Here is a 20,298-nt window from a genome sequence, read left to right on the forward strand (position 1 = left end):
TGTTGCGCTTTACTGGCTGGGCAAAAAAGACTAGAACCCAACCTTCATTTTCATACGCATGAACCCACCCGCAATCGTTGGCGGGACTGGATAAGGATTATTAGAATGTCGAATACCGTTTCCATGCAATTTCCCGATGGCTCTGTGCGTGAATACGATGCGTCGATGACCGGCGCAGGCCTCGCGGAATCGATTTCCAAATCTCTCGCTAAAAAAGCTGTTGCCTATGCCGTCGATGGCACCGTGCGCGATCTTTCTGATCCTCTCGGCGCTTCCGGCAAGATTGAGATTCTGACCCGCGAAGACCCGCGCGCGCTCGAGCTCATTCGTCACGATACGGCGCACGTACTGGCAGAAGCCGTGCAGGAGCTCTTTCCGGGCACGCAGGTTACCATTGGTCCCGTCATCGAAAACGGCTTCTACTACGACTTTGCGCGCAATGAGCCATTCACGCCCGACGATCTTCCCGTGATCGAAAAGAAGATGCGCGAGATCATTCAGCGCAACAAGCCTTTTACCAAGGAAGTCTGGTCGCGTGAAAAGGCCAAGCAGGTTTTTGCTGACAAGGGCGAGAACTACAAGGTCGAGCTGGTGGAAGCTATTCCTGCCGGACAGGACCTCAAGATCTACTATCAGGGCGACTGGTTCGATTTGTGCCGTGGCCCGCACATGGCCTCAACGGGTCAGATCGGCAATTCCTTCAAGCTCATGAAGGTCGCCGGTGCTTACTGGCGCGGTGATTCCAACAATCCGATGTTGACCCGCATCTACGGCACAGCTTTCGCCAACGACAACGATCTTCAAGCCTATCTCCATATGCTTGAAGAAGCCGAAAAGCGCGATCACCGCCGCCTCGGTCGTGAAATGGATTTGTTCCATTTCCAGGAAGAGGGACCGGGCGTCGTGTTTTGGCACGCCAAGGGCTGGAAGATGTTCCAGAATCTGGTGAGCTATATGCGTCGCCGCCTCGACAGCCATGGCTATCAGGAAGTGAATGCGCCGCAGGTGCTGGACAAGTCGCTCTGGGAAACCTCGGGCCACTGGGGCTGGTATCGCGACAACATGTTCAAGGTGACTGTCGCCGGTGACGAAACCGACGATGATCGCGTGTTTGCGTTGAAGCCGATGAACTGCCCTGGCCATGTGATGATCTTCAAGCATGGCCTCAAGTCCTACCGCGATCTTCCGATCAAGCTTGCGGAATTTGGCAATGTTCACCGCTACGAGCCTTCGGGTGCATTGCATGGCTTGATGCGCGTGCGCGGCTTTACGCAGGACGATGCGCACATCTTCTGCACCGAAGAGCAGATGGCTGCGGAATGCCTGCGTATCAACGACCTGATCCTATCGGTCTACAAGGATTTCGGTTTCGAAGAGATCACCATCAAGCTATCGACCCGTCCTGAAAAGCGCGTCGGTTCGGATGAGCTCTGGGATCGTGCCGAAAGCGTGATGATGTCTGTGCTGGAAAAGATTCAGCAGCAGTCCAACAACATCAAGACCGGCATTTTGCCGGGCGAGGGTGCGTTCTACGGTCCGAAATTTGAATATACGCTGAGGGACGCTATCGGCCGTGAATGGCAGTGCGGCACCACGCAGGTGGACTTCAACCTGCCGGAACGCTTCGGCGCCTTCTATATCGACAAGGATTCGGAAAAGCGTCAGCCGGTGATGATCCACCGCGCAATCTGCGGCTCGATGGAGCGCTTCCTTGGTATCCTGATCGAAAACTTCGCCGGTCACATGCCGCTGTGGTTTGCTCCGGTGCAGGTCGTCGTTGCCACGATCACCTCGGATGCAGACGAATATGCAGCGGAGGCTGCAGCCAAGCTGAAAGCCGCTGGACTGCAGGTTGCGACCGATCTGCGCAACGAGAAGATCAACTACAAGGTTCGTGAGCATTCGTTGCAGAAGGTTCCGGTGATCCTCGTCTGCGGCAAGCGCGAAGCCGAAGAAAACACGGTCAATATGCGCCGTCTCGGTTCAAGGGATCAGGAATCCATGACGCTCGATGACGCCATCGCGCGGTTGGTGGAAGAGGCGACCCCGCCCGATCTGCTCCGCCTCAAGAATGGTGGCTAACAATAAAAAGGCCGCGCATTGCGCGGCCTTTTGCTTTTATCGCTGATTTTCAATCTTATACCAAAACTCGATGAACATGACTCATTGAGTTTTGGTCACGACCTTGCGGCGGTTGAACGTTTTCAAGGTCTGATACGTTAGAGCTTTTCGATCTGATTGGATCAGATCGAAAAGCTCTCTAACTCATTCTATTTAAAGCATAATCCCAGCACCTTGATATCACAGACAACCTAGCTGTAGCCACCAAGGCAACTTTGAATCCTTAACGCATTTGTTCAGGCAATGGAAAATGCCGTTGTCGTCCGCAAGGCATACAAATCCTGCGAAAGGAGCGGCTTCCTTAGAGTGCATATCCATAGCATTTGCAATGTTTGCACCTGAAAACATCGTGCTTGCGAGAAATAATAGACTAAACAATAATTTCATTGACACTCCTCCTCTAAGTGCCCGACTCAAAATTGCAACCTTGCGATACGGCGTGTCATACGCCTGATTGACGAGATGAACATCCATGCCTCTGACGAGGCGATAGAGGCTTCCCAATCTTTAGCCAACCGACGGCAACGATTAAGCCAGGCGAAGGTTCGCTCAACGATCCAGCGCCTGGGCAGAATTACAAAGCCTTTGGCCTGATCGGAGCGCTTAACGATTTCTATCGCCAGTGCTTCGATATGTGCCACAGCAGTTGTCAGCTTTTCGCCAGCATATCCGCCATCGGCAAAGAGTTTCCTCACCGTGGGGTGGTTTTGGCATGCGCGCTCGATCAGATCTGGCGCACCGTCGCGGTCCTGAACGTCAGCACCATGCACGATGCCTTCCAACATGTTGCCTACCATATCGGTTACGATATGGCGCTTGCGCCCTTTGATCTTTTTGCCTGCATCATAGCCGCGCGGACCACCAGCTTCTGTCGTCTTCACCGACTGGCTATCGATAATGGCTGCCGTCGGCTCCGCCTTGCGGCCTTCGGACAGCCGTGTCATCGCAACCAGAATTTCATTGATAAGATCAAGCAAGCCGCTGTCGCGCATCCGGTAGAAATGGTACTGCACTGTCGTGAACGGCGGGAATTCCTTCGGCAACTGCGCCCATTGGCAGCCCGTTGTCGCCATATACTGGATCGCATTCCACAACGTACGTGGATCATGCTCGCGCGGACGTCCGACCTTGCTCATAGGCTGCAAAAGCGGCGCGACAACAGCCCATTCATCATCAGTACAGTCGCTTGTATAGCGTAAGCCTCGTCTGGCATAGTCGCGACGGGCGGTTTCAGTCCAGGCCATGTGATCCTCCGTAGTCTTGGTAAACCACAGAGAATCATAAACTCCTGAAATCGCTCAACTTAATTTTCGGTTCGGCTCTAAGAAGGGGAAAGAGTATTATCTTTTTTATTATAACTAAATTACAACAACTGGCTGGCTAAAATAATGTTGCAGGTCATTCAATGGATTAATCCAGCGTGTCTTCGACAGATTCGGATTCGCCATTGGCAACGACTTCGACTTCCTCATTCTTGCCGGATGAAACCTTGAAATCTCGCTGATAGATGCGGTCCTTGTTCTTGGCGACAGCAACATAATCGCCTTCGATAAGTACCATCGATGAATAAGCGCCAGCGCTTTCGCGCACCACATCGCCGGAAGCATTCAGGATGGACCAGGACGTATCGGCAAGTGCTTCGCCGCCGCGCTCGCGTACAAGCTTCAACGTCACTTCCGCGGCGCGATGCTGGACAGTCGCTTCCGTCAGTTTTCCCGCTTCCACACGGATATCGGCCCGAATGGTGGCGTTCGCGGTGCCATAGTTCGAAACAACATGATAGGTGCCGCTGTTGAGGCGAATGACTGTGTTTGGCTTGACGTCGGGCACGATCAGCGAACGATCATTATTGTCTTCGTCGGCATAGATAGAAAAACGCAGGAGATCGTCATTGATCTTGCCGCCGTCCGGCAGAATCGCGCTGAGTTTCATGCCACCTGCATCGAGCATCATTATTTCATGACGGGTCGCATTGCCGACGGTAATGCGCTTGGTGGCTCCGGCGCGCCCATAGGCCACATGCACCAGATAGCTGCCCTCCGGCAGATTGAACACAGCGCTACCGCCCTGCGCGCTTGCGATCAACGGCAGTTGACCATCAGCTCCGACATCAGGCGAAAATACGCGCCATACGAGACCTGTCGGAATGTCACCGCCGCTTTCACTCAACCGCGCCTTGAGATCGAGTTCACGTGTCTGGACGAGCGGATTGTTCTCGGGGCTGGACGGGGAGGCGTAAGTGTTCAACGTGGGGAGATTGAGCGTCGGTTGCGGCAAGTCCGGCAGGCCGGTCGTGGTGGTCTGCAACTGTGGGATACTTGTCTGGGGATCAAGGCCCTGAGCCATTGAAGGCATTGCACTGACGGCGAGCAGAACCGCTGTCAAAAACGATCCTCCGCGTAGGGCATTTTTTCTCTTTGGATAAAACAGGTTCAAGCAATCCGACATGCTGTATTTTTGAGCCTATGCGGGTGGCGAATTCAAGGCCAAATCGCTTCCCGTGCTCGCATTTTTCCAACTTCCAGCATTTAATCCATTCCTGAATTTTAACTTTACAGTTCAGATGCAACGGGCGAGAAGAAGCAGCTCCGAATAAGTGGAGCAAGAGAAGCAGCATTTTAATAACGAGGTTAACCGTGGCCCATCCGGTGTTTGACTTTCTAGCGCAGCGCAGTTCCACCCCGATTTCGGTTATTTCCGAGCCAGCTCCCGAGGGTGAGGAACTTGCAGCCTTGCTGAAAGTTGCAGCACGCGTGCCTGACCACGGACGCCTGACGCCCTGGCGTTTCATCCTATATCGCGGCGATGCACGGCTGAAAGTCGGCGAGTATCTGGCTCAACGCGCCGAAGAAATTGAAGGCCCAATGCCGGAAGGACGGAAAGAAAAGGAGCTGACACGCTTTTCACGCGCGCCGCTCGTTGTCGGCGTGGTGTCATCGCCGGTTGCGCACGAACGCATTCCTGAATGGGAGCAGTTCCTTTCGGCAGGCGCTGTCGCGATGAACCTGTGCACTGCTGCCAGCGCGCTTGGATATGCCAGCAACTGGATTACAAACTGGTATTCAGATGACGCACCCGCCCGCGCTTTTCTGGGACTGGCGCCCAATGAACGTGTTGCGGGTTTCGTTCATATCGGAACGGCAGCAAACAAGATGCCGGAACGCCCAAGGGCCGATATGGACAAGATCGTGACTGAATATTCCGGCCCATGGACGCAAGCTTAGAGTCGACTCCAACAAGACTTGCTAATCAACGGATAAACATATGTTTTATGAACCAAGGGAAGGGCACCCGCTGCCCCATAATCCGTTCAAGGCAATTGTTGCCCCGCGCCCCATTGGCTGGATCGGGACGCAGTCGAAAGAGGGCGCGGTCAATCTCGCGCCCTACTCCTTCTTCAACGCGATCTGCGACACGCCGCCGATGGTTATGTTTTCATCGAGCGGCGCGAAGGACAGTGTTTCGTTCATCGAGGAAACCGGCGAGTTCACGGCAAATCTGGTGAGCGATCATTTGAGAACCCAGATGAATGCGTCATCCGTCAATGCGCCTCGCGGGATCAGCGAGTTTGAATATGCCGGGCTCACCAGGGCACCAAGCAGGCTTATAGCAGCGCCGCGCGTCAAGGAAGCTTATGCCGCGCTTGAATGTGTGGCGGTGGAAATCAAGCGATTGCAGGACAAAGAGGGCAGGCCGACCGACAATTACATGGTGATTGGTGAAGTCGTCGGTGTGCATATCGATGAACAGGTTCTGACTGATGGTCTCATCGATATTGCGAAAGCGAGACCGGTCAGCAGGCTCGGTTATATGGATTTCGCAACAACGGAAAGCGTCTATCAGATGTTCCGCCCAAAATGGGAAGATGAAAAATAAGGCGATTGAGCATTCCAGCAAAAGTGTGAAACGGTTTTGCGTCCGGAAATGCGTAAAAACAAATAGTTAGAGGCCTTTTTTCTTTGCTTCACCCCAGATTGCTTCCATTTCATCGAGGGTCGCGGCATCAAGATCGCTTCCGGTTTCATCGAGCGTCTTTTCGATGAAATGGAACCGCCGCTTGAATTTCTCATTGGCGGCGACGAGTGCAGTTTCTGCGTCGATCTCAAGATGGCGGCCAAGATTGACCATGGCAAACAGCAGGTCGCCATATTCCTCTTCGATATCCGCACGTTCCTTCGCCGCCATGGCTTCCTTAAGCTCTGCGGTTTCCTCGGCGATCTTGTCGAGGATCGGGGCTGCCTCAGACCAGTCGAAGCCAACTTTCGCGGCTTTCTGCTGGAGCTTCAGCGCACGAAGAAGGGCAGGGAAGGCCTGTGGAATATCGTCCAGAAAGCCGTTCTTTTCGATTGTTTCCAGCCCGAGTTTCGAGCGTCGTTCGGCTCTTTCGGCTTTTTCTTCGGCCTTGATGCGATTCCACGAGCCCTTGGCCATGCCTGCACTTCTGGCTTCAGCGTCGCCAAAGACATGCGGATGCCGCCTGATCATCTTATGCGTGATGGCTTCCACGACATCACCGAAAGCAAAGCTGCCCTGTTCTTCGGCCATGCGTGAATGGAACACCACTTGCAACAGCAGATCGCCAAGCTCTTCGCGCAGATCATCCATATCGTTGCGCTCTATGGCATCGAGGACTTCGTAAGTTTCCTCAAGCGTATAGGGCATGATAGATTCGAAACTCTGCTCTACATCCCACGGACAGCCAGTTTCAGGATCGCGGAGCGCTGCCATGATTTCCAGAAGGCGATCAATATTGCGGGATGGTTTCATCATCGCTCCGTCAAACTTGGCTGATCTACTGCAACCATTCAAGAGAATCGCACCGTGTGGCTTGAAGTCTGTTACTGATTTTGCATAGTCAGCCGGGGATCGCACATCGGGGCGGTATGTTCAACAAGCGGATACATAAACGATGACAATTCTTGTGACTGGCGGCGCTGGCTATATCGGCTCGCACACCTGCGTTCAGCTCATCGAGGCAGGCCACGACGTCGTTGTGGTCGATAATTTTGACAACAGCCACCCGGAAGCCCTGCATCGCATCGAAAAGATTACCGGGCGTCCGCCGCGCCGCGAAGCGGGTGACATCCGTGATCGCGCCTTTCTGGAACAGGTGATCCGGCATCATAAATGCACTGCCGTCATTCACTTTGCAGGTCTGAAAGCCGTTGGAGAATCGAGCGAAAAGCCGATGCTCTATTATGATTGCAATGTGGTGGGTACGCTCCGCCTGCTGCAAGCGATGGAAGCCACCGGCGTCAAGACACTGGTTTTCAGCTCGTCGGCCACGGTCTATGGCGATCCGCAAAAACTGCCGATTACCGAAGACCAGCCGCTAACGGCAACAAACCCCTATGGCCGTACCAAGCTGGTCATCGAAGACATGCTTCGCGATATTTATAACGGCGATAATAGCTGGAAGATTGCCATCCTGCGGTATTTCAACCCGGTTGGTGCGCATGAGAGCGGCCTGATCGGCGAAGATCCGAAAGGTATCCCGAACAATCTCATGCCGATCATCGCGCAGGTTGCCACCGGCCGTCGCGAGAAACTGAATGTCTGGGGCAATGATTATCCCACGCCTGATGGCACCGGCGTTCGCGACTATATCCATGTGGTGGATCTGGCTGCCGGTCACCTGAAAGCGCTCAAGAAGCTCGATGAGCCGCAGTGCTTCTCGGTCAATTTGGGTACGGGGCAGGGCTATAGCGTTCTCGATGTGGTCAAGGCATTCGAACATGTTTCGAATCGCGAGATCAATTACGAGATTGCACCACGCCGTCCGGGCGATGTGGCGGAATGCTACGCTGATCCGAGTTTTGCTCGCGATTTCCTGGGCTGGTCGGCAGAGAAGAACCTGCGCGAAATGTGCCAGGATATGTGGCATTGGCAATCGAAGAATCCCAACGGCTACGAGTGAACCAAATCGGGCCGAAATAACCGTATGAATGAAGCGGGCGCCGCGTTCCACGGTGCCTGCAAGATTGGACGATATGATGCGCTTCCTGCCTGATAAATTCACCAGCATGCTGATCGTGACCATTCTGATTGCGTCGGTGCTTCCCGTGCACGGTGAATTTGCAGATTGGTTCGCACTGGCGACGAAATTCGCAGTCGGGCTTTTGTTCTTCCTGCATGGCGCCCGGCTGTCTCGCGAGGCTGTAGTTGCAGGCATAACGCACTGGAGACTGCATCTGGCAGTCCTTTCGTCGACGTTCATCCTGTTTCCGATCCTCGGTCTGGTAGCAGGCTGGACCATTCCCGGCTTGTCACAGTCGGCTTTCTACACAGGAATCCTCTTTCTCTGTGTTCTGCCTTCGACGGTCCAGTCGTCCATCGCCTTCACATCAATTGCAGGCGGCAATGTCTCAGCCGCAATCGTATCGGCGTCAGCATCGAACATTTTCGGCATGTTTCTCACACCGCTCCTGGTTGGCCTGTTGTTCGCTGTCAAAGGCGGCGGCGGAATATCGATCGACGCGCTGGAATCCATTCTGTTGCAACTGCTCGCACCGTTCGTGCTCGGGCAGATTCTGCAGCCATGGATCGGCAATTTCATGCGCCGCCATAGCAAGGCGCTCGGCTTTGTTGATCGCGGCTCGATCCTGATGGTGGTTTATCTGGCTTTCAGCGAAGCCGTGGTCGAAGGGCTTTGGCGTACCGTTTCATGGGATGATCTCGGCATGATGGTCGGCGTCAATATTATCCTGCTGGTCGCTGTCCTGCTCGCCACCTGGTACGGCAGCAAATGGCTTGGGTTCAATCGTTCGGACCGCATTACGATCATGTTTTGCGGATCAAAGAAGAGCCTAGCCAGCGGTGCGCCGATGGCAAGCGCGATTTTTGCCGGCGCAAATGTTGGCAGCATTGTTCTGCCTTTGATGCTCTTTCACCAGATTCAGCTTATGGCCTGTGCCGTGATCGCGCGAAAGCTTGCGGACCATAAGGGGCATGACGAACGCGTCACGGCCGCTGCGGAATAGGCAACGTTTTTCGATATAAGCGGAACCGCTTGCGACGTTTGCCGGATAAGCGTAGGAAACGGGGAGGGATATTCTTCCTGCTCTACGCTTTCGAATGTCGTTTGAACTAAAAATTCTGATTTTACAAATAGTTACATGCCGTACCTAACAGGTGACGGACAGAAGAAGGGCCTATCTTCATGGCTGAAAACGACAAACCGGCTTTTGATCAGGAAGCGCTTGCAGAAGCCTATAATCGGGCACTCGCGTTGGAAAAAGCTGGGGATTTCGATGCGGCTGCCAAGGCCTATGAAGACGTTTTGCGTATCGATCCCGATGATCACGGAGGCGCTGCAGTGCGGCTTGCAAGCATGGGACGTGGAGCGGTTCCACTCAAGGCGCCGGATGCCTATGTGTCGACGCTTTTCGACCAGCATGCAGAGATGTTCGATACGATCCTCGTTGATCAGCTCGGTTACGACGTTCCGTTGCAGCTGCGCGAAATGCTCCTTGAGATGAATGAAGAGTTTTTCGCAGAACGTATGCTCGATCTGGGTTGCGGCACTGGTCTGTCCGCTGACGCGCTCGATGATATGGCTGAGCATAAAACCGGCGTCGATATTTCAGAGAACATGATCGAAGTGGCTTACGAGAAAGGTGATTATCAGGCACTGTTCGTTGGCGAGGCCGTGCGCTTCCTCGAAACTACCGATGAAACGGATTGGGACCTGATCATCGCCACTGATGTTCTTCCTTATATGGGCGAGCTCGACAAGTTCTTCGCAGGTGTTGCTGCGCATCTGTCGTCGGGTGGACATTTCGGATTTTCCAGCGAGACTCTCGACGATACGCGGCTGGCCGGGCGTGCATTCATGGTTGGAGACTATCAGCGCTTTGCACATGCACAATCCTATGTGCGTGCAATGCTCGACAATCACGGAATGGATTGTGTGCGTTGCGAAGATATTGTCGTGCGCAGCGAACAAGGATCACCAGTTCCAGGCCATCTCTATATCGCTCGGCGCCGCTAGGGCCTTTGGTTGACAACTCAGGGCTCGTATTGAGCCTTGAAGAAGCTCTGCTATTCACAAGGCTGCCAATTCAACGTCGGATTTATATCGGGTAGTTCCATAATCTATCTTATGTGATCAATACGTATAACAGCAACATACAGATGCGACAGATGGGCAAGATAGAGATGCGACATTTTTAGGTCGCGTGCCCTGTTCAGATCGAACGAGGAAAGGAAGACTGGGCGGCTCTTCACACGTATCCGTTTAGAGAGTTGCCATGTCTTGTTTGATTACGATGTCGCAGAAAGAACTCAATAGATTGGAAGTCATTCAGAAGATTCGAGATCGTCGTCTGACGGTTATCCAGGCGACTGCATTGCTGGATCTCAGCCGCAGCCAGATCCATCGTCTTTTACAGGCTTACGACAAGCTTGGGCATTCGGGTCTGATTTCGGGACGACGCGGACGCCCGAGCAATCGTCGTTACAGCGAGGATTTCCGGAATGCGGTGCTGGATCTGGTACGGGCTTATTATCGGGATTTTGGACCGACACTGGCCTGTGAGAAGCTTGCCGAACGCCACCGGCTTTCGGTCAGCAAGGAGACGCTGCGGCAATGGATGACGGTGGCGGGTTTGTGGACGTCACGGCGCGAACGCAAGCGACAACTGCATCAGCCGCGCGGTCGGCGTGATTGCTTTGGTGAGCTGGTACAGATCGATGGTTCGCATCATTGGTGGTTTGAGGAGCGGGGTCCCAAATGCGCCCTCCTCGTTTATATTGACGATGCCACGGGCAAGCTCCTGCATTTGCGCTTCGCTGGATCAGAGAACACGTTTGATTATTTTCATGCGACGAAGGCCTACCTGCAGCAATGGGGCAAGCCGCTGGCCTTTTACAGTGACAAACATGGTGTGTTTCGCACGACCCATGGTTCGCAGAAAGATCGCACGATCGGTCTGACCCAGTTTGGCCGGGCGCTTTATGAACTCAACATCGACATTATCTGTGCCAATACCCCGCAGGCCAAAGGCCGTGTCGAGCGGGCAAACAGAACTTTGCAGGATCGTTTGGTCAAGGAATTGCGACTGCGCGGCATTGATACGATCGAAGCAGCCAATGCTTATGCGCCGGAATATATTGCAGACTTCAATGCCCGTTTTGGAAAGGATCCGCGCAATCCCAAAGATATGCACCGACCGCTGGCCGCACATGAGAACATCGATGGTGCGATGTGCCGGAAGGAAGTGCGGACACTGTCGCAAACACTGACGCTGCGTTACGACAAGGTGCTGTTCATCCTGGAGCCGACGGAGCTTGCAAAGCGGCTGGCTCGACAAAAGGTGATTGTCTGCGACTATCCCGATGGTCGTCTGGAGATCATGCATGGTACGGACACCCTGCCCTATACAACGTTCGACAAGCTTCGTTCTGTTCACCGGTCGCCTGTTGTCGAGAACAAGCGACTGGATGACATGCTTTCGATTGTGGCCGAGATGCAGGCGGGCCGGGAATTGCAACGCAGCAAGAGCGGTCCCCGTCGCACAGGTCAGACGAACCATCTGTTTGGCGTGCCTGATGGCAGTGTCGGGAACGGGTATCAGAAGCGTGAGCGCAAATCGCGCACCGCTTACATGAACGATCCTGACGTTATCGCGCGCCGGGAGAAGGCACTGATGAGGCGGACAGCAGCCGAATAATGATCGTCAATGCACCTCAATGTCGCTTTGGGTATCCGATTCCAGCTGCAGGCAAGCTGCCCAGAGCGGCGAAGAAGCTTCAGCTGGCGGGTGATGTCGTGCATGACCCAAAGCGACGGAATGATTGTTACTAAGAAAGCTCACATGAGGATTTCGTCGTCAAGATCAATCATTGTTCCATAGCTTGTCCCCTTCGATTTTGTATCGAACCCATGGTCTGAGCCATCTTGCTTGACGCGGCACGTTTCCGTCACCGGTTCAAACTCACATACGGTCGCCGTTTTGTCCGGCAGCACCATCATCCCGCTTGCGTAGCGGCAAGGCTCAGGAGAACGGGACCAATCTAAAGCGCGGCATTTGAAGCCCGACTTTGAGGCGGTTCGCTCACCTGGATCCGCCAGGAGTGATCAGTCCTGGAAGATTTGTGTATTCGGTAATTTTTTGGTCGTCACGCAGTCTTCATGACAGCCCCCTCGATGACAACACCCGCAGTGACAAACTTCCACAGCGCGATAAGGAGTTTGCGCGCCAGGGCAACTATCGCGGCTTTCTTTAAGCGTCCACCATTCGACTGAACCCGATCCACAAACCAACGGCTGAGCGCTGATGCTGGCTGATTGCGTAGCCACAACCAAGACAGTTGAATCATCGTGGTGCGCAGCCGAGGGTTTCCTGCTTTTGAGACACCCTGTTCGTGATCGATGGTCCCGCTCATCCATGGGGTTGGTGTCAAACCGGCATAGGCGGCAATCTGCCGCCTATTATCAAAACGCCGGGACAGGGCTTCGGTCCAAAGGACGGCGGCAAACTCAGCGCCAATCCCCTTCAGGGACAGCAGCATCGCCGCGGGCGAAGTTGCCTCAACCGCTGGCTGCTCATACGTTGACAGGAGAGAATTCCGCTCGCTCTCCACTGCAGCAATCTGTTCCAGCAGCAAGTCGAGACGGTCGAGTTCGCGATTAATTTGAGCCTTCAGGTGTTTCGGTAACTCACGCCCATCTCCGGTCTGGAGCTCCTCCAGCCGCCGACGGCGATCTTTACGGAGCGGTTGATAGCCGCTGACGCCTTGAGCAAAGAGTAGCCCCTTAACGCGATTGACATGCCTGACCCGCTCAGCAATCAAAACTTTGCGTTCCCGGCATATCCGACGCCGATCTTCGTCCTTCGGATCTGGCGCTTTAACCATCGCACATACGCGTGGCTCGCCGCGCTTGAACGCAAGCAATGTGCGCGTCAGAGCCTCTCCATCAATCTTGTCGGTCTTGGCACGCCGACGTCGACGAGACGTCGCGATCGAAGCTGCGTCTACGACGTGACTCTCGATACCATTGGCCTCCAGCACCCGGTGTATCCAGAAGCCGTCCAATCCTGCCTCTTGGATTGTTACGATAGGAAACAACGTTCCTGTTCTCAACCGCGCTTTGTGCTGTAGCTGCTCAAATCGATCCAGCAGCTCTGCCACATTGCCACCGGCCACTACATGCTTCGACATCTTCTCGCCACTGCCCGGCGACAACGAAGTGATCAACCAAGTCGATCGGCTTAGTTCCAATGACACAAAAATTGCGCCAAGATCAGTGCGGACAGCGGTCGGATGAATGGATGCGGGTTCCATAAATTGCTCCTCCTGAGCGAGTGTTTTGATGCAACCTCACTCTGCCAGAGCGACGGCCGCTGTTCACTCCTCATGGGATCTAAAGCCGAAGGGCACCTATCGACCCGCCCCCATTCCTCGCTTGCAACCCTGACCAGCCACTCGGCATGGGGGCTGAACGTCAGCACCTGTCGCATCTCTAACTTGCTAAAAACGTCGCATCCCTAACTTGCCAAAACAATACGTATCATCGAGCATCAGCCGTTTATATCCTGCCCCTCATGTCAATTGGACCGTGCGGCAGCGTGCTTTGCATCGTTGATTTCAATCATTTCGAAGAATCGTACGACGTGAGAAATACACTCCGTATCAGGGCAATCTGTCTTGGTATCTAAGACCAAAGCATGCGTGTGCTGGCGGTTCATATGCGCTATTACCCGGGCGGCGGCGTATTTCGCAAATGGTCGGTAGCAGTATCTTGCTTTCGAGACGGCGAGCGCCATTTCCGGCTCAAGCCCGAATGGGAAGGACCGAATGGGAAGGCCCGATGGGAAGGAAGGTAGATTTAAAGATGTTGGAAGCACGTATTCGAAACACTTCGCTTCGAGACAAGATCATTACCGCGGAGCAAGCCGCAAGCCTTATCCAGGACGGCATGATCGTCGGCATGAGCGGGTTTACCCGCGCTGGCGACGCTAAGGCTGTGCCGGTTGCCATGGCCGCCCGTGCCGCAACTGACCCCTTCAAGATCACGCTGATTACTGGAGCATCGCTCGGTCACGATGTTGACAAGCTTCTCACCGAAGCCCACGTGCTCTCACGGCGTATGCCGTTTCAGGTCGACAGAACCCTGCGTGCCGCCATCAATCGCGGCGAAGTGATGTTCATAGACCAGCATCTTTCCGAAACTGTCGAGCAATTGCGCTCGAACCAGATCGGGCCCATCGATTACGCTGTCGTTGAGGCCCTTGCCATTACCGAAAGCGGAGGGATCATTCCCACGACATCGATCGGCAACTCGGCAAGTTTTGCCATTCTGGCTGAAAAGGTAATCGTTGAAGTAAATCTCAACCAGCCCATGGCCCTTGAAGGTCTGCACGACATCTATATTCCGACGAAGCGCCCTTCCCGCGATCCGATACCGGTCACGGCATGCGATAGCCGGGTCGGCCTGCCCTATATTCCGATCCCGCCGGAAAAGATCGCAGGCATCGTCATCACGCAAGAGAATGACAGCGCATCCACTGTGGAGCCGGCCGACGGCGAAACCATCGCAATTGCTGGCCATCTGATCGAATTTCTGATGCAGGAAGTGGCCGCCGGACGTCTCGACCTGACGCTGAACCCGCTTCAGGCCGGTATCGGCACCATTGCGAACGCCGTGTTGAATGGCTTTGGGGATAGCCCGTTCCATAATCTGCGCATGTATAGCGAAGTGCTGCAGGACAGCACTTTCGATCTCTTCGATGCCGGAAAGCTCGACTTTGCATCCGGATCGTCAATCACGCTCAGTCCCGCCTGTGGAGAGCGGGTCTTCAATAATATCGACCGTTACCGAGACAAGCTCATTCTGCGCCCGCAGGAAATCAGCAATCATCCAGAAGTCATCCGCCGTCTCGGCATTATCGGCATCAATACAGCGCTGGAATTCGACATTTACGGCAATGTGAACTCCACGCATGTCGATGGCACACATATGATGAACGGGATCGGCGGGTCCGGCGACTTTGCCCGTAACGCCTTCATTTCAATCTTCGTCACCAAGTCTGAAGCCAAGAACGGCGCCATATCCTCTGTCGTTCCCATGGTCACGCATGTCGACCATACGGAACATGACGTGGACATTCTGGTAACGGAACAGGGCCTTGCCGATCTACGCGGCCTCGCCCCGCGCGAACGCGCACGTGTCATCATCGACAATTGCGCACATCCGGATTATCGCCCGCAGCTCAACGATTATTTCGACCGTGCATGCACGCGTGGCGGGCATACACCTCATCTGATCGAAGAAGCCTTCAGCTGGCATCAGCGCCGCCGCGAGACGGGCAGTATGCGCAGCTGATTATCTGGAATGCCTTGCGTTGTTCGGCGTCAGCTTGATTTAAGTTCTTGCTTATAAAACGGAACCTTCTTTTTCTTGGGACGTTAACCGGCACATTGTTTTTGGATTGGAAACGATGTGCCGGCAGCAAGAGTCCTGCTCTTTCTTTCGGTTTGAACGGGCTCAATCAGACGGCGCGAAGGAACGGCCGTCGGTGAGCAACGCAACCCAAGTTCCGGGAAGGATCAGACCGCCTATGTCCATCCTCATCAGCCTTCTGATAACAATTCTTGTTATCTTCCTCGTGCTTTATCTCATCAACATGCTGCCTCTGGACGCCAAGGTCAAACAGATCGCTCAAGTTATCGTGATCATAATTGGTATAATTTCACTGCTGAAATATCTGGCGGTCTTCTGATTGAAGACAATAACAGTTAAGAATCCCGGAGTTTCGGGCAGCTCGCCGCTCCGGGATTTTTATAGTAGCCCGTTCAAGCTATTTCCGAGTTATATTAGAGACTTGCGATTTATGTCTCGTTGAGGCAATTCTTTTAAACATAGTTGTGCTTATTTAGGTTTTCTCGTAATATAAAACCGATATGCTACCTATGATTGTGTCATTAATGGCACGCATAAACAAAAAATTGTAGGAAGTGCATGGTGGTATCTTTCCCCTCACAGGCGTTCCTTTTATAAGGCCCGCAAAATAAAGCCCGTTCATCTGGGGTTCAGGCGGGGTCGTTGATCATCCTCACTCAGGGTTGGGAGTGCGAGGGCATGAAGAAGACTGCTCTTTTGAAAGCAGCACTGATAACGCTGTCTGTCGTGTTGTTCTCGATAGGAGCGACGTCGATTGTGGCTTATTCAGCTGGCGTAAGCCCGGGCGTCGTTGCGCTTACTCTAAGCGCAGGGATTCCTGCGGCTACAGCTTTCCCTTCCCTTGCATATATTTTTCATCAGCATGGCAAGCTGAAAGATGCCTATCTCCAGCTCGAAAAGGCGCATGTCGAACTGCAGGCGCGCTCGAGGATCGATCACATGACTGGCCTTCTCAACCGCGAAGCGCTGTTTGAATCCATGAAGATCAGCCGCTCCCGTATCGAGACCGGGACGTTGCTCGTCGTTGACGCAGATCACTTCAAGGCAATCAATGATACGTTCGGACACGGGGTGGGCGATCGCGCTTTGAAGCTGATTGCTTTCGCACTCCAGAATGTGACACGAAAAGGTGACCTCGTCGGTCGCATTGGCGGGGAAGAGTTTTGTGTTTTCCTGCCGGGGGCGAGCGGCGAAACCGGTATGCGTGTTGCACAACGTATTCGCGCGGAAGTAGAAAACACACCGTTTCATACGACCGAATATCAGGTCTATCCGTTGACGATCAGTATCGGCGTTGCCTCTGCACCGAAGAACGAGACGAATTCGCAGGTGCTCAGCCGCGCGGACCGCTGCCTCTACATGGCCAAGCAGCGCGGACGCAATTGTGTGGTCTTCGATGAGGAAAGCGGGCGCCTGGCCAGCGCGTCCGTCGTTTCTATAGCTAGTGCTCGTGAGGTGGCGCGCGGATAGCGCCACGGATCATTTCCAGGGTTCGATGACTTCTTCGGACCATCCCACAGGCACGAAACCCATTTTCTGGTAGAGCTGCAATGCACGCGGGCTGTCAAGCGTGTTGGTGTGGATCATCACCTTTTCCGGCCCATGCGCCCAGGCGGCGGAAATGGCTTCACCGAGGAAGAACTTGCCCAGTCCCCGCCCCTGAAAATCATTGATAAGGCCGAAATAGACAATCTCGGCGGCTTCCGGCAAGGCTGAGAGATCAAGCTCGACGAAACCTGCCGGGCAGCCATCCGCGTAAAGGACATGGATTTCAGTCGTATCGGCGTGAATTGCGGTTGCAACTTCCCCGTCTGTCTGTACACGCCGCATCATCCAGTGATGCTTGCGGCCGACCTGTTCATAGAGATAGCGGTAATAATGGACCGGCATGGTGCCCGCGCGCATGATCGCGAGGCGGATACCAGACGGCACTGGCACCTGAGTGGCCTGACGGGCAGACATTTCCAGATGGGTGATGCGGGCGGTCAGTTTTTCGGTCATACTTTTTCGGCTTCACCGGTGACAACGGGCGTATCCTGCCTGCTGCCCCACTCACTCCAAGAGCCATCGTAAAGACGATTATCCGTGTGACCGACCGACGCCAGCGCCAGCATGATGACCGCCGCCGTTACGCCGGAGCCACAGCTTGTAACCACCGGCTTGGAAAGATCGACCCCGGCTTCATCGAAAATCTTGCGCAGGCTCGCCAGATCCTTCAACTCACCGTTTTCAGACAAGGTGCCGACGGGAACGTTGCGCGCTCCGGGCATATGGCCGGAGCGCATGCCCGCACGTGGCTCGGCATCGCGTCCCGTGAAGCGACCGGCTGCGCGTGCATCGGCGATCTGCGAGCGTCGTTCGTCAACGATTTCTCGCATCTGTTTGAAATCAACGACTGCTGCCTCGTTGAACGATGGCGTGAACAGCGTTGGCGCAATCCTTGTCACTTCATCGGTGACCGGGTAACCGGCCTTTTTCCAGCCGTCGAAGCCGCCATCAAGCACATAGGCATTTTTCACACCCATGACACGGAACATCCACCAGACGCGCGGCGCTGAAAACATGCCAACTCCGTCATAGACCACAACGGTCTCATCAGCCGTGATTCCCATGGCTCCGACATGCTGCGCAAAAAGCTGTGGCGACGGCAGGGTGTGCGGCAGGCCGGATTCCTTGTCAGCAATCTTGTCCTGATCGAAGAATACGGCGCCCGGAATATGTCCTGCGTTGTATTCGCTCTCACCATTGCGTCCAGCAGCCGGGAGATACCAGGAGGCATCGACAATCGCGAGGCCGGGCTTGCCGAGCCGCTCTTTCAACCAGTCCCGTGAAACGACGAAGGCGCTTTTCTCTACCATGGGTCAACACTCCTCAAGCATGTTTCGCAAAACCGGAAACATGCGGAAAACAATGGGTTCAAGCCTCTGGCAGGGCGCCAAAACGAATTCGGAACCGGCGGTTTTCCTTGCCCTTTTTCTCGATCTTGCCGATGTGGATTTCACCCACTTCCTGCGTTTCGGAAACGTGCGTACCGCCGCAAGGTTGCGAATCCACCACACCGTTTTCGCCGATGAGAACAAGGCGTATCCGACCGAGCCCGACCGGCGGACGCACATTCTTCGACTTCACGATATCCGGATTTGCGAGGAATTCTTCATCGCTGATCCAGCGAATGGCAACCGCGTCATTGGCGTTCACCCGCTCCATAAGCTTTTCCGTCACGAATTCCTTGGTGTAGCTTGCGTCGGGAAGGTCGAAATCAACGCGACTTTCATCCTCGCCCACTGCAGCGCCAGTAATCGGGAACGGGCATACAACGGAAAGCAGGTGACAAGCCGTATGCATCCGCATCAGCTTGTAGCGACGCGGCCAGTCGACGTGTAGAACCAGCTTCTCACCGACTGTGGGCGAAGCTTGCCCTTCTGCTGGAACATGAATGATTTCGTTCTTGTTTTCGCCGGTAACAGTCGCGGTTATCTCGATACGAGAACCATCCGCGCGTTCAAAAAAACCGATATCCCCTGGCTGGCCACCAGAGGTCGCATAGAAATTCGTCTGGTCGAGAATGATCCCGCCGGTTTCGGTAATGGCGAGAACCGTGCCCTCCGCCGTTGAAAGATAGGAATCTTCGCGGAAAAGCGCTTCGGTCTCGTATGCCATGATTATCCCTCGAACGGTATGTCTATCTCGGTATTCTTCTCCAGCCATCCCGGTACGGGCAGTTTCTTGCCGCGCAGGAAAGCAGGATTGAACAGCTTGGACTGGTAACGATTACCATAGTCGCAAAGCACCGTCACAATTGTGTGGCCCGGCCCGAGATCTTTTGCAAGCCGGATTGCACCTGCAATATTGATACCCGAAGAACCGCCGAGGCAAAGCCCCTCATTTTCCACGAGGTCGAACACGATATCAAGCGCCTCCGCGTCCGACAGGCGATAGGAGAAATCGGGAGTGAACCCTTCAAGATTGGCAGTAATACGCCCCTGCCCTATGCCTTCTGTAATCGAGTCGCCTTCGGCTTTCAGTTCGCCTGTCGTATAGAAGGAATGAAGTGCGGCTCCATGTGGATCGGCAAGTGCTATCTTGATGTCGGGATTGTGGTCTTTCAGGCCGAATGCAGTGCCGACAAGCGTTCCACCCGATCCGACAGCGGCGACAAATCCATCGACCTTACCGTCAGTGTCGCGCCAGATTTCCTGTGCTGTCGTTTCGATATGGGCTTGCCGGTTGATCGGATTGTCGAACTGGTTAGCCCATACCGCACCGTTAGGCTCCGTCTTTGCCAGTTGTTCGGCCAAGCGTCCGGACAGGCGCACATAATTGTTCGGGTTTCGATAGGGGGCGGCTGGCACTTCGATCAGTTCCGCACCAAGCAGGCGCAGGGCGTCCTTCTTTTCCTGGCTTTGTGTTTCGGGAATAACGATCACGGTGCGATAGCCAAGCGCTTTTGCAACCATCGTGAGGCCAATGCCGGTATTGCCCGCCGTACCTTCAACGATGACCCCGCCGGGCTTCAAAAGTCCGCGTTTTTCGGCATCGCGAATAATATAGAGCGCTGCGCGGTCCTTTACCGACTGGCCGGGATTGAGAAATTCGGCCTTGCCATAAATTGCACAGCCGGTCAGTTCGGAAGCCTTCTTCAAATGGATCAATGGCGTATTGCCGATAGCGTCTAGCACTGATTGGAACATGGCTTCCGTCCTTCCTGTTTCGCAGAGGACGTTATGAGGAAGCGCCCTGCCCTTCAAGCAAGCATGGAATATTTTTCCAGC

Annotated in this window: 18 protein-coding genes; 10 read left to right on the forward strand and 8 right to left on the reverse strand. The window is 54.3% G+C overall.

From position 1 onward, the window contains the following. The first annotated feature begins 105 nt into the window (after positions 1 to 105). Positions 106 to 2,082 (forward strand): threonine--tRNA ligase, encoded by a 1,977-nt coding sequence (gene thrS / locus MKS82_RS03505; RefSeq protein ID WP_109987855.1) that lies wholly within the window; start codon positions 106 to 108, stop codon positions 2,080 to 2,082. Positions 2,083 to 2,534: 452 nt separating this feature from the next. Here thrS and MKS82_RS03510 read toward each other — a convergent pair whose 3' ends face one another. Together MKS82_RS03510 and MKS82_RS03515 are read right to left on the reverse strand one after the other, a co-directional pair. Then, complete coding sequence (locus tag MKS82_RS03510; protein ID WP_024899975.1) at positions 2,535 to 3,365, reverse strand: IS5 family transposase; 831 nt, start codon at positions 3,363 to 3,365, stop codon at positions 2,535 to 2,537. A 166-nt stretch (positions 3,366 to 3,531) separates the two neighbouring features. Then, the gene (locus tag MKS82_RS03515) at positions 3,532 to 4,476 is read right to left on the reverse strand and encodes a hypothetical protein (protein ID WP_445558065.1); all 945 of its coding nucleotides are present in this window, start codon (positions 4,474 to 4,476) and stop codon (positions 3,532 to 3,534) included. A 281-nt stretch (positions 4,477 to 4,757) separates the two neighbouring features. Between MKS82_RS03515 and MKS82_RS03520 the strand changes: the two genes are divergently transcribed. Beyond that, complete coding sequence (locus MKS82_RS03520) at positions 4,758 to 5,345, forward strand: nitroreductase family protein (protein ID WP_109987858.1); 588 nt, start codon at positions 4,758 to 4,760, stop codon at positions 5,343 to 5,345. Positions 5,346 to 5,385: 40 nt separating this feature from the next. Continuing rightward, positions 5,386 to 5,997, forward strand: coding sequence for a flavin reductase family protein (locus tag MKS82_RS03525; RefSeq protein ID WP_109987859.1), 612 nt, complete (start codon positions 5,386 to 5,388; stop codon positions 5,995 to 5,997). A 66-nt stretch (positions 5,998 to 6,063) separates the two neighbouring features. Here the strand turns inward: MKS82_RS03525 and mazG are convergent, their stop codons facing one another. After that, positions 6,064 to 6,888 carry a nucleoside triphosphate pyrophosphohydrolase gene (gene mazG, locus MKS82_RS03530; RefSeq protein WP_109987860.1) on the reverse strand — a complete coding sequence of 275 codons (825 nt, stop codon included), beginning with the start codon at positions 6,886 to 6,888 and terminating at the stop codon, positions 6,064 to 6,066. 142 nt (positions 6,889 to 7,030) lie between these two features. Here mazG and galE point away from each other — a divergent pair, with 142 nt between their 5' ends. The 4 genes from galE (at position 7,031) to MKS82_RS03550 (ending at position 11,792) form a co-directional block, all read left to right on the forward strand. Continuing rightward, on the forward strand, positions 7,031 to 8,038 hold the full coding sequence (gene galE, locus MKS82_RS03535; protein ID WP_109987861.1) for a UDP-glucose 4-epimerase GalE: 1,008 nt from the start codon (positions 7,031 to 7,033) through the stop codon (positions 8,036 to 8,038). Positions 8,039 to 8,114: 76 nt separating this feature from the next. Next, entirely contained in the window at positions 8,115 to 9,101 is a 987-nt protein-coding gene (locus tag MKS82_RS03540) for a bile acid:sodium symporter family protein (protein WP_109987877.1), read from the forward strand. 179 nt (positions 9,102 to 9,280) lie between these two features. After that, positions 9,281 to 10,111 carry a class I SAM-dependent DNA methyltransferase gene (locus tag MKS82_RS03545; protein ID WP_109987862.1) on the forward strand — a complete coding sequence of 277 codons (831 nt, stop codon included), beginning with the start codon at positions 9,281 to 9,283 and terminating at the stop codon, positions 10,109 to 10,111. Positions 10,112 to 10,370: 259 nt separating this feature from the next. Then, on the forward strand, positions 10,371 to 11,792 hold the full coding sequence (locus MKS82_RS03550) for an ISNCY family transposase (protein ID WP_240578367.1): 1,422 nt from the start codon (positions 10,371 to 10,373) through the stop codon (positions 11,790 to 11,792). A gap of 448 nt (positions 11,793 to 12,240) precedes the next feature. Here MKS82_RS03550 and MKS82_RS03555 read toward each other — a convergent pair whose 3' ends face one another. Continuing rightward, on the reverse strand, positions 12,241 to 13,407 hold the full coding sequence (locus MKS82_RS03555; RefSeq protein WP_240578266.1) for an IS110 family transposase: 1,167 nt from the start codon (positions 13,405 to 13,407) through the stop codon (positions 12,241 to 12,243). Between the two features lie 550 nt (positions 13,408 to 13,957). On the opposite strand from MKS82_RS03555, the gene MKS82_RS03560 reads away from it, so the two are divergent. The 3 genes from MKS82_RS03560 to MKS82_RS03570 all read left to right on the forward strand — a co-directional run bounded on the left by MKS82_RS03560 (position 13,958) and on the right by MKS82_RS03570 (position 16,996). Continuing rightward, positions 13,958 to 15,448 carry an acetyl-CoA hydrolase/transferase family protein gene (locus MKS82_RS03560; RefSeq protein WP_109988134.1) on the forward strand — a complete coding sequence of 497 codons (1,491 nt, stop codon included), beginning with the start codon at positions 13,958 to 13,960 and terminating at the stop codon, positions 15,446 to 15,448. Positions 15,449 to 15,683: 235 nt separating this feature from the next. Next, positions 15,684 to 15,845: a Thivi_2564 family membrane protein gene (locus MKS82_RS03565; protein WP_010660091.1), complete on the forward strand. Its 162-nt coding sequence runs from the start codon at positions 15,684 to 15,686 to the stop codon at positions 15,843 to 15,845. Positions 15,846 to 16,204: 359 nt separating this feature from the next. Further along, positions 16,205 to 16,996, forward strand: coding sequence for a GGDEF domain-containing protein (locus MKS82_RS03570; RefSeq protein ID WP_109988135.1), 792 nt, complete (start codon positions 16,205 to 16,207; stop codon positions 16,994 to 16,996). 9 nt (positions 16,997 to 17,005) lie between these two features. On the opposite strand, the gene MKS82_RS03575 is transcribed toward MKS82_RS03570, so the two are convergent. The 4 genes from MKS82_RS03575 to MKS82_RS03590 are packed head-to-tail and all read right to left on the reverse strand — an operon-like array spanning position 17,006 to position 20,217. Beyond that, complete coding sequence (locus tag MKS82_RS03575) at positions 17,006 to 17,527, reverse strand: GNAT family N-acetyltransferase (protein WP_109988136.1); 522 nt, start codon at positions 17,525 to 17,527, stop codon at positions 17,006 to 17,008. Continuing rightward, positions 17,524 to 18,384, reverse strand: a complete 861-nt coding sequence (gene sseA, locus MKS82_RS03580; RefSeq protein ID WP_109988137.1) for a 3-mercaptopyruvate sulfurtransferase — start codon at positions 18,382 to 18,384, stop codon at positions 17,524 to 17,526. Before sseA ends, MKS82_RS03575 begins: the two co-directional genes overlap by 4 nt. A 58-nt stretch (positions 18,385 to 18,442) precedes the next feature. Then, positions 18,443 to 19,186: an alanyl-tRNA editing protein gene (locus MKS82_RS03585; RefSeq protein WP_109988138.1), complete on the reverse strand. Its 744-nt coding sequence runs from the start codon at positions 19,184 to 19,186 to the stop codon at positions 18,443 to 18,445. Between the two features lie 2 nt (positions 19,187 to 19,188). Then, positions 19,189 to 20,217, reverse strand: a complete 1,029-nt coding sequence (locus MKS82_RS03590) for a cysteine synthase A (RefSeq protein ID WP_109988139.1) — start codon at positions 20,215 to 20,217, stop codon at positions 19,189 to 19,191. Positions 20,218 to 20,298 lie beyond the last annotated feature (81 nt).

It is taken from the genome of Ochrobactrum sp. A-1, from assembly GCF_022488005.1.
GTDB lineage: Bacteria > Pseudomonadota > Alphaproteobacteria > Rhizobiales > Rhizobiaceae > Brucella.

Excerpts from the sequence above, each read along its gene's own strand:
- thrS (WP_109987855.1), top strand. The coding sequence starts at position 106 with ATGTCGAATACCGTTTCCATGCAATTTCCCGATGGCTCTGTGCGTGAA.
- MKS82_RS03510 (WP_024899975.1), bottom strand. The coding sequence starts at position 3,365 with ATGGCCTGGACTGAAACCGCCCGTCGCGACTATGCCAGACGAGGCTTA.
- MKS82_RS03515 (WP_445558065.1), bottom strand. The coding sequence starts at position 4,476 with ATGCCTTCAATGGCTCAGGGCCTTGATCCCCAGACAAGTATCCCACAG.
- MKS82_RS03525 (WP_109987859.1), top strand. The coding sequence starts at position 5,386 with ATGTTTTATGAACCAAGGGAAGGGCACCCGCTGCCCCATAATCCGTTC.
- mazG (WP_109987860.1), bottom strand. The coding sequence starts at position 6,888 with ATGAAACCATCCCGCAATATTGATCGCCTTCTGGAAATCATGGCAGCG.
- galE (WP_109987861.1), top strand. The coding sequence starts at position 7,031 with ATGACAATTCTTGTGACTGGCGGCGCTGGCTATATCGGCTCGCACACC.
- MKS82_RS03540 (WP_109987877.1), top strand. The coding sequence starts at position 8,115 with ATGCGCTTCCTGCCTGATAAATTCACCAGCATGCTGATCGTGACCATT.
- MKS82_RS03545 (WP_109987862.1), top strand. The coding sequence starts at position 9,281 with ATGGCTGAAAACGACAAACCGGCTTTTGATCAGGAAGCGCTTGCAGAA.
- MKS82_RS03550 (WP_240578367.1), top strand. The coding sequence starts at position 10,371 with ATGTCTTGTTTGATTACGATGTCGCAGAAAGAACTCAATAGATTGGAA.
- MKS82_RS03555 (WP_240578266.1), bottom strand. The coding sequence starts at position 13,407 with ATGGAACCCGCATCCATTCATCCGACCGCTGTCCGCACTGATCTTGGC.
- MKS82_RS03560 (WP_109988134.1), top strand. The coding sequence starts at position 13,958 with ATGTTGGAAGCACGTATTCGAAACACTTCGCTTCGAGACAAGATCATT.
- MKS82_RS03565 (WP_010660091.1), top strand. The coding sequence starts at position 15,684 with ATGTCCATCCTCATCAGCCTTCTGATAACAATTCTTGTTATCTTCCTC.
- MKS82_RS03570 (WP_109988135.1), top strand. The coding sequence starts at position 16,205 with ATGAAGAAGACTGCTCTTTTGAAAGCAGCACTGATAACGCTGTCTGTC.
- MKS82_RS03575 (WP_109988136.1), bottom strand. The coding sequence starts at position 17,527 with ATGACCGAAAAACTGACCGCCCGCATCACCCATCTGGAAATGTCTGCC.
- sseA (WP_109988137.1), bottom strand. The coding sequence starts at position 18,384 with ATGGTAGAGAAAAGCGCCTTCGTCGTTTCACGGGACTGGTTGAAAGAG.
- MKS82_RS03585 (WP_109988138.1), bottom strand. The coding sequence starts at position 19,186 with ATGGCATACGAGACCGAAGCGCTTTTCCGCGAAGATTCCTATCTTTCA.
- MKS82_RS03590 (WP_109988139.1), bottom strand. The coding sequence starts at position 20,217 with ATGTTCCAATCAGTGCTAGACGCTATCGGCAATACGCCATTGATCCAT.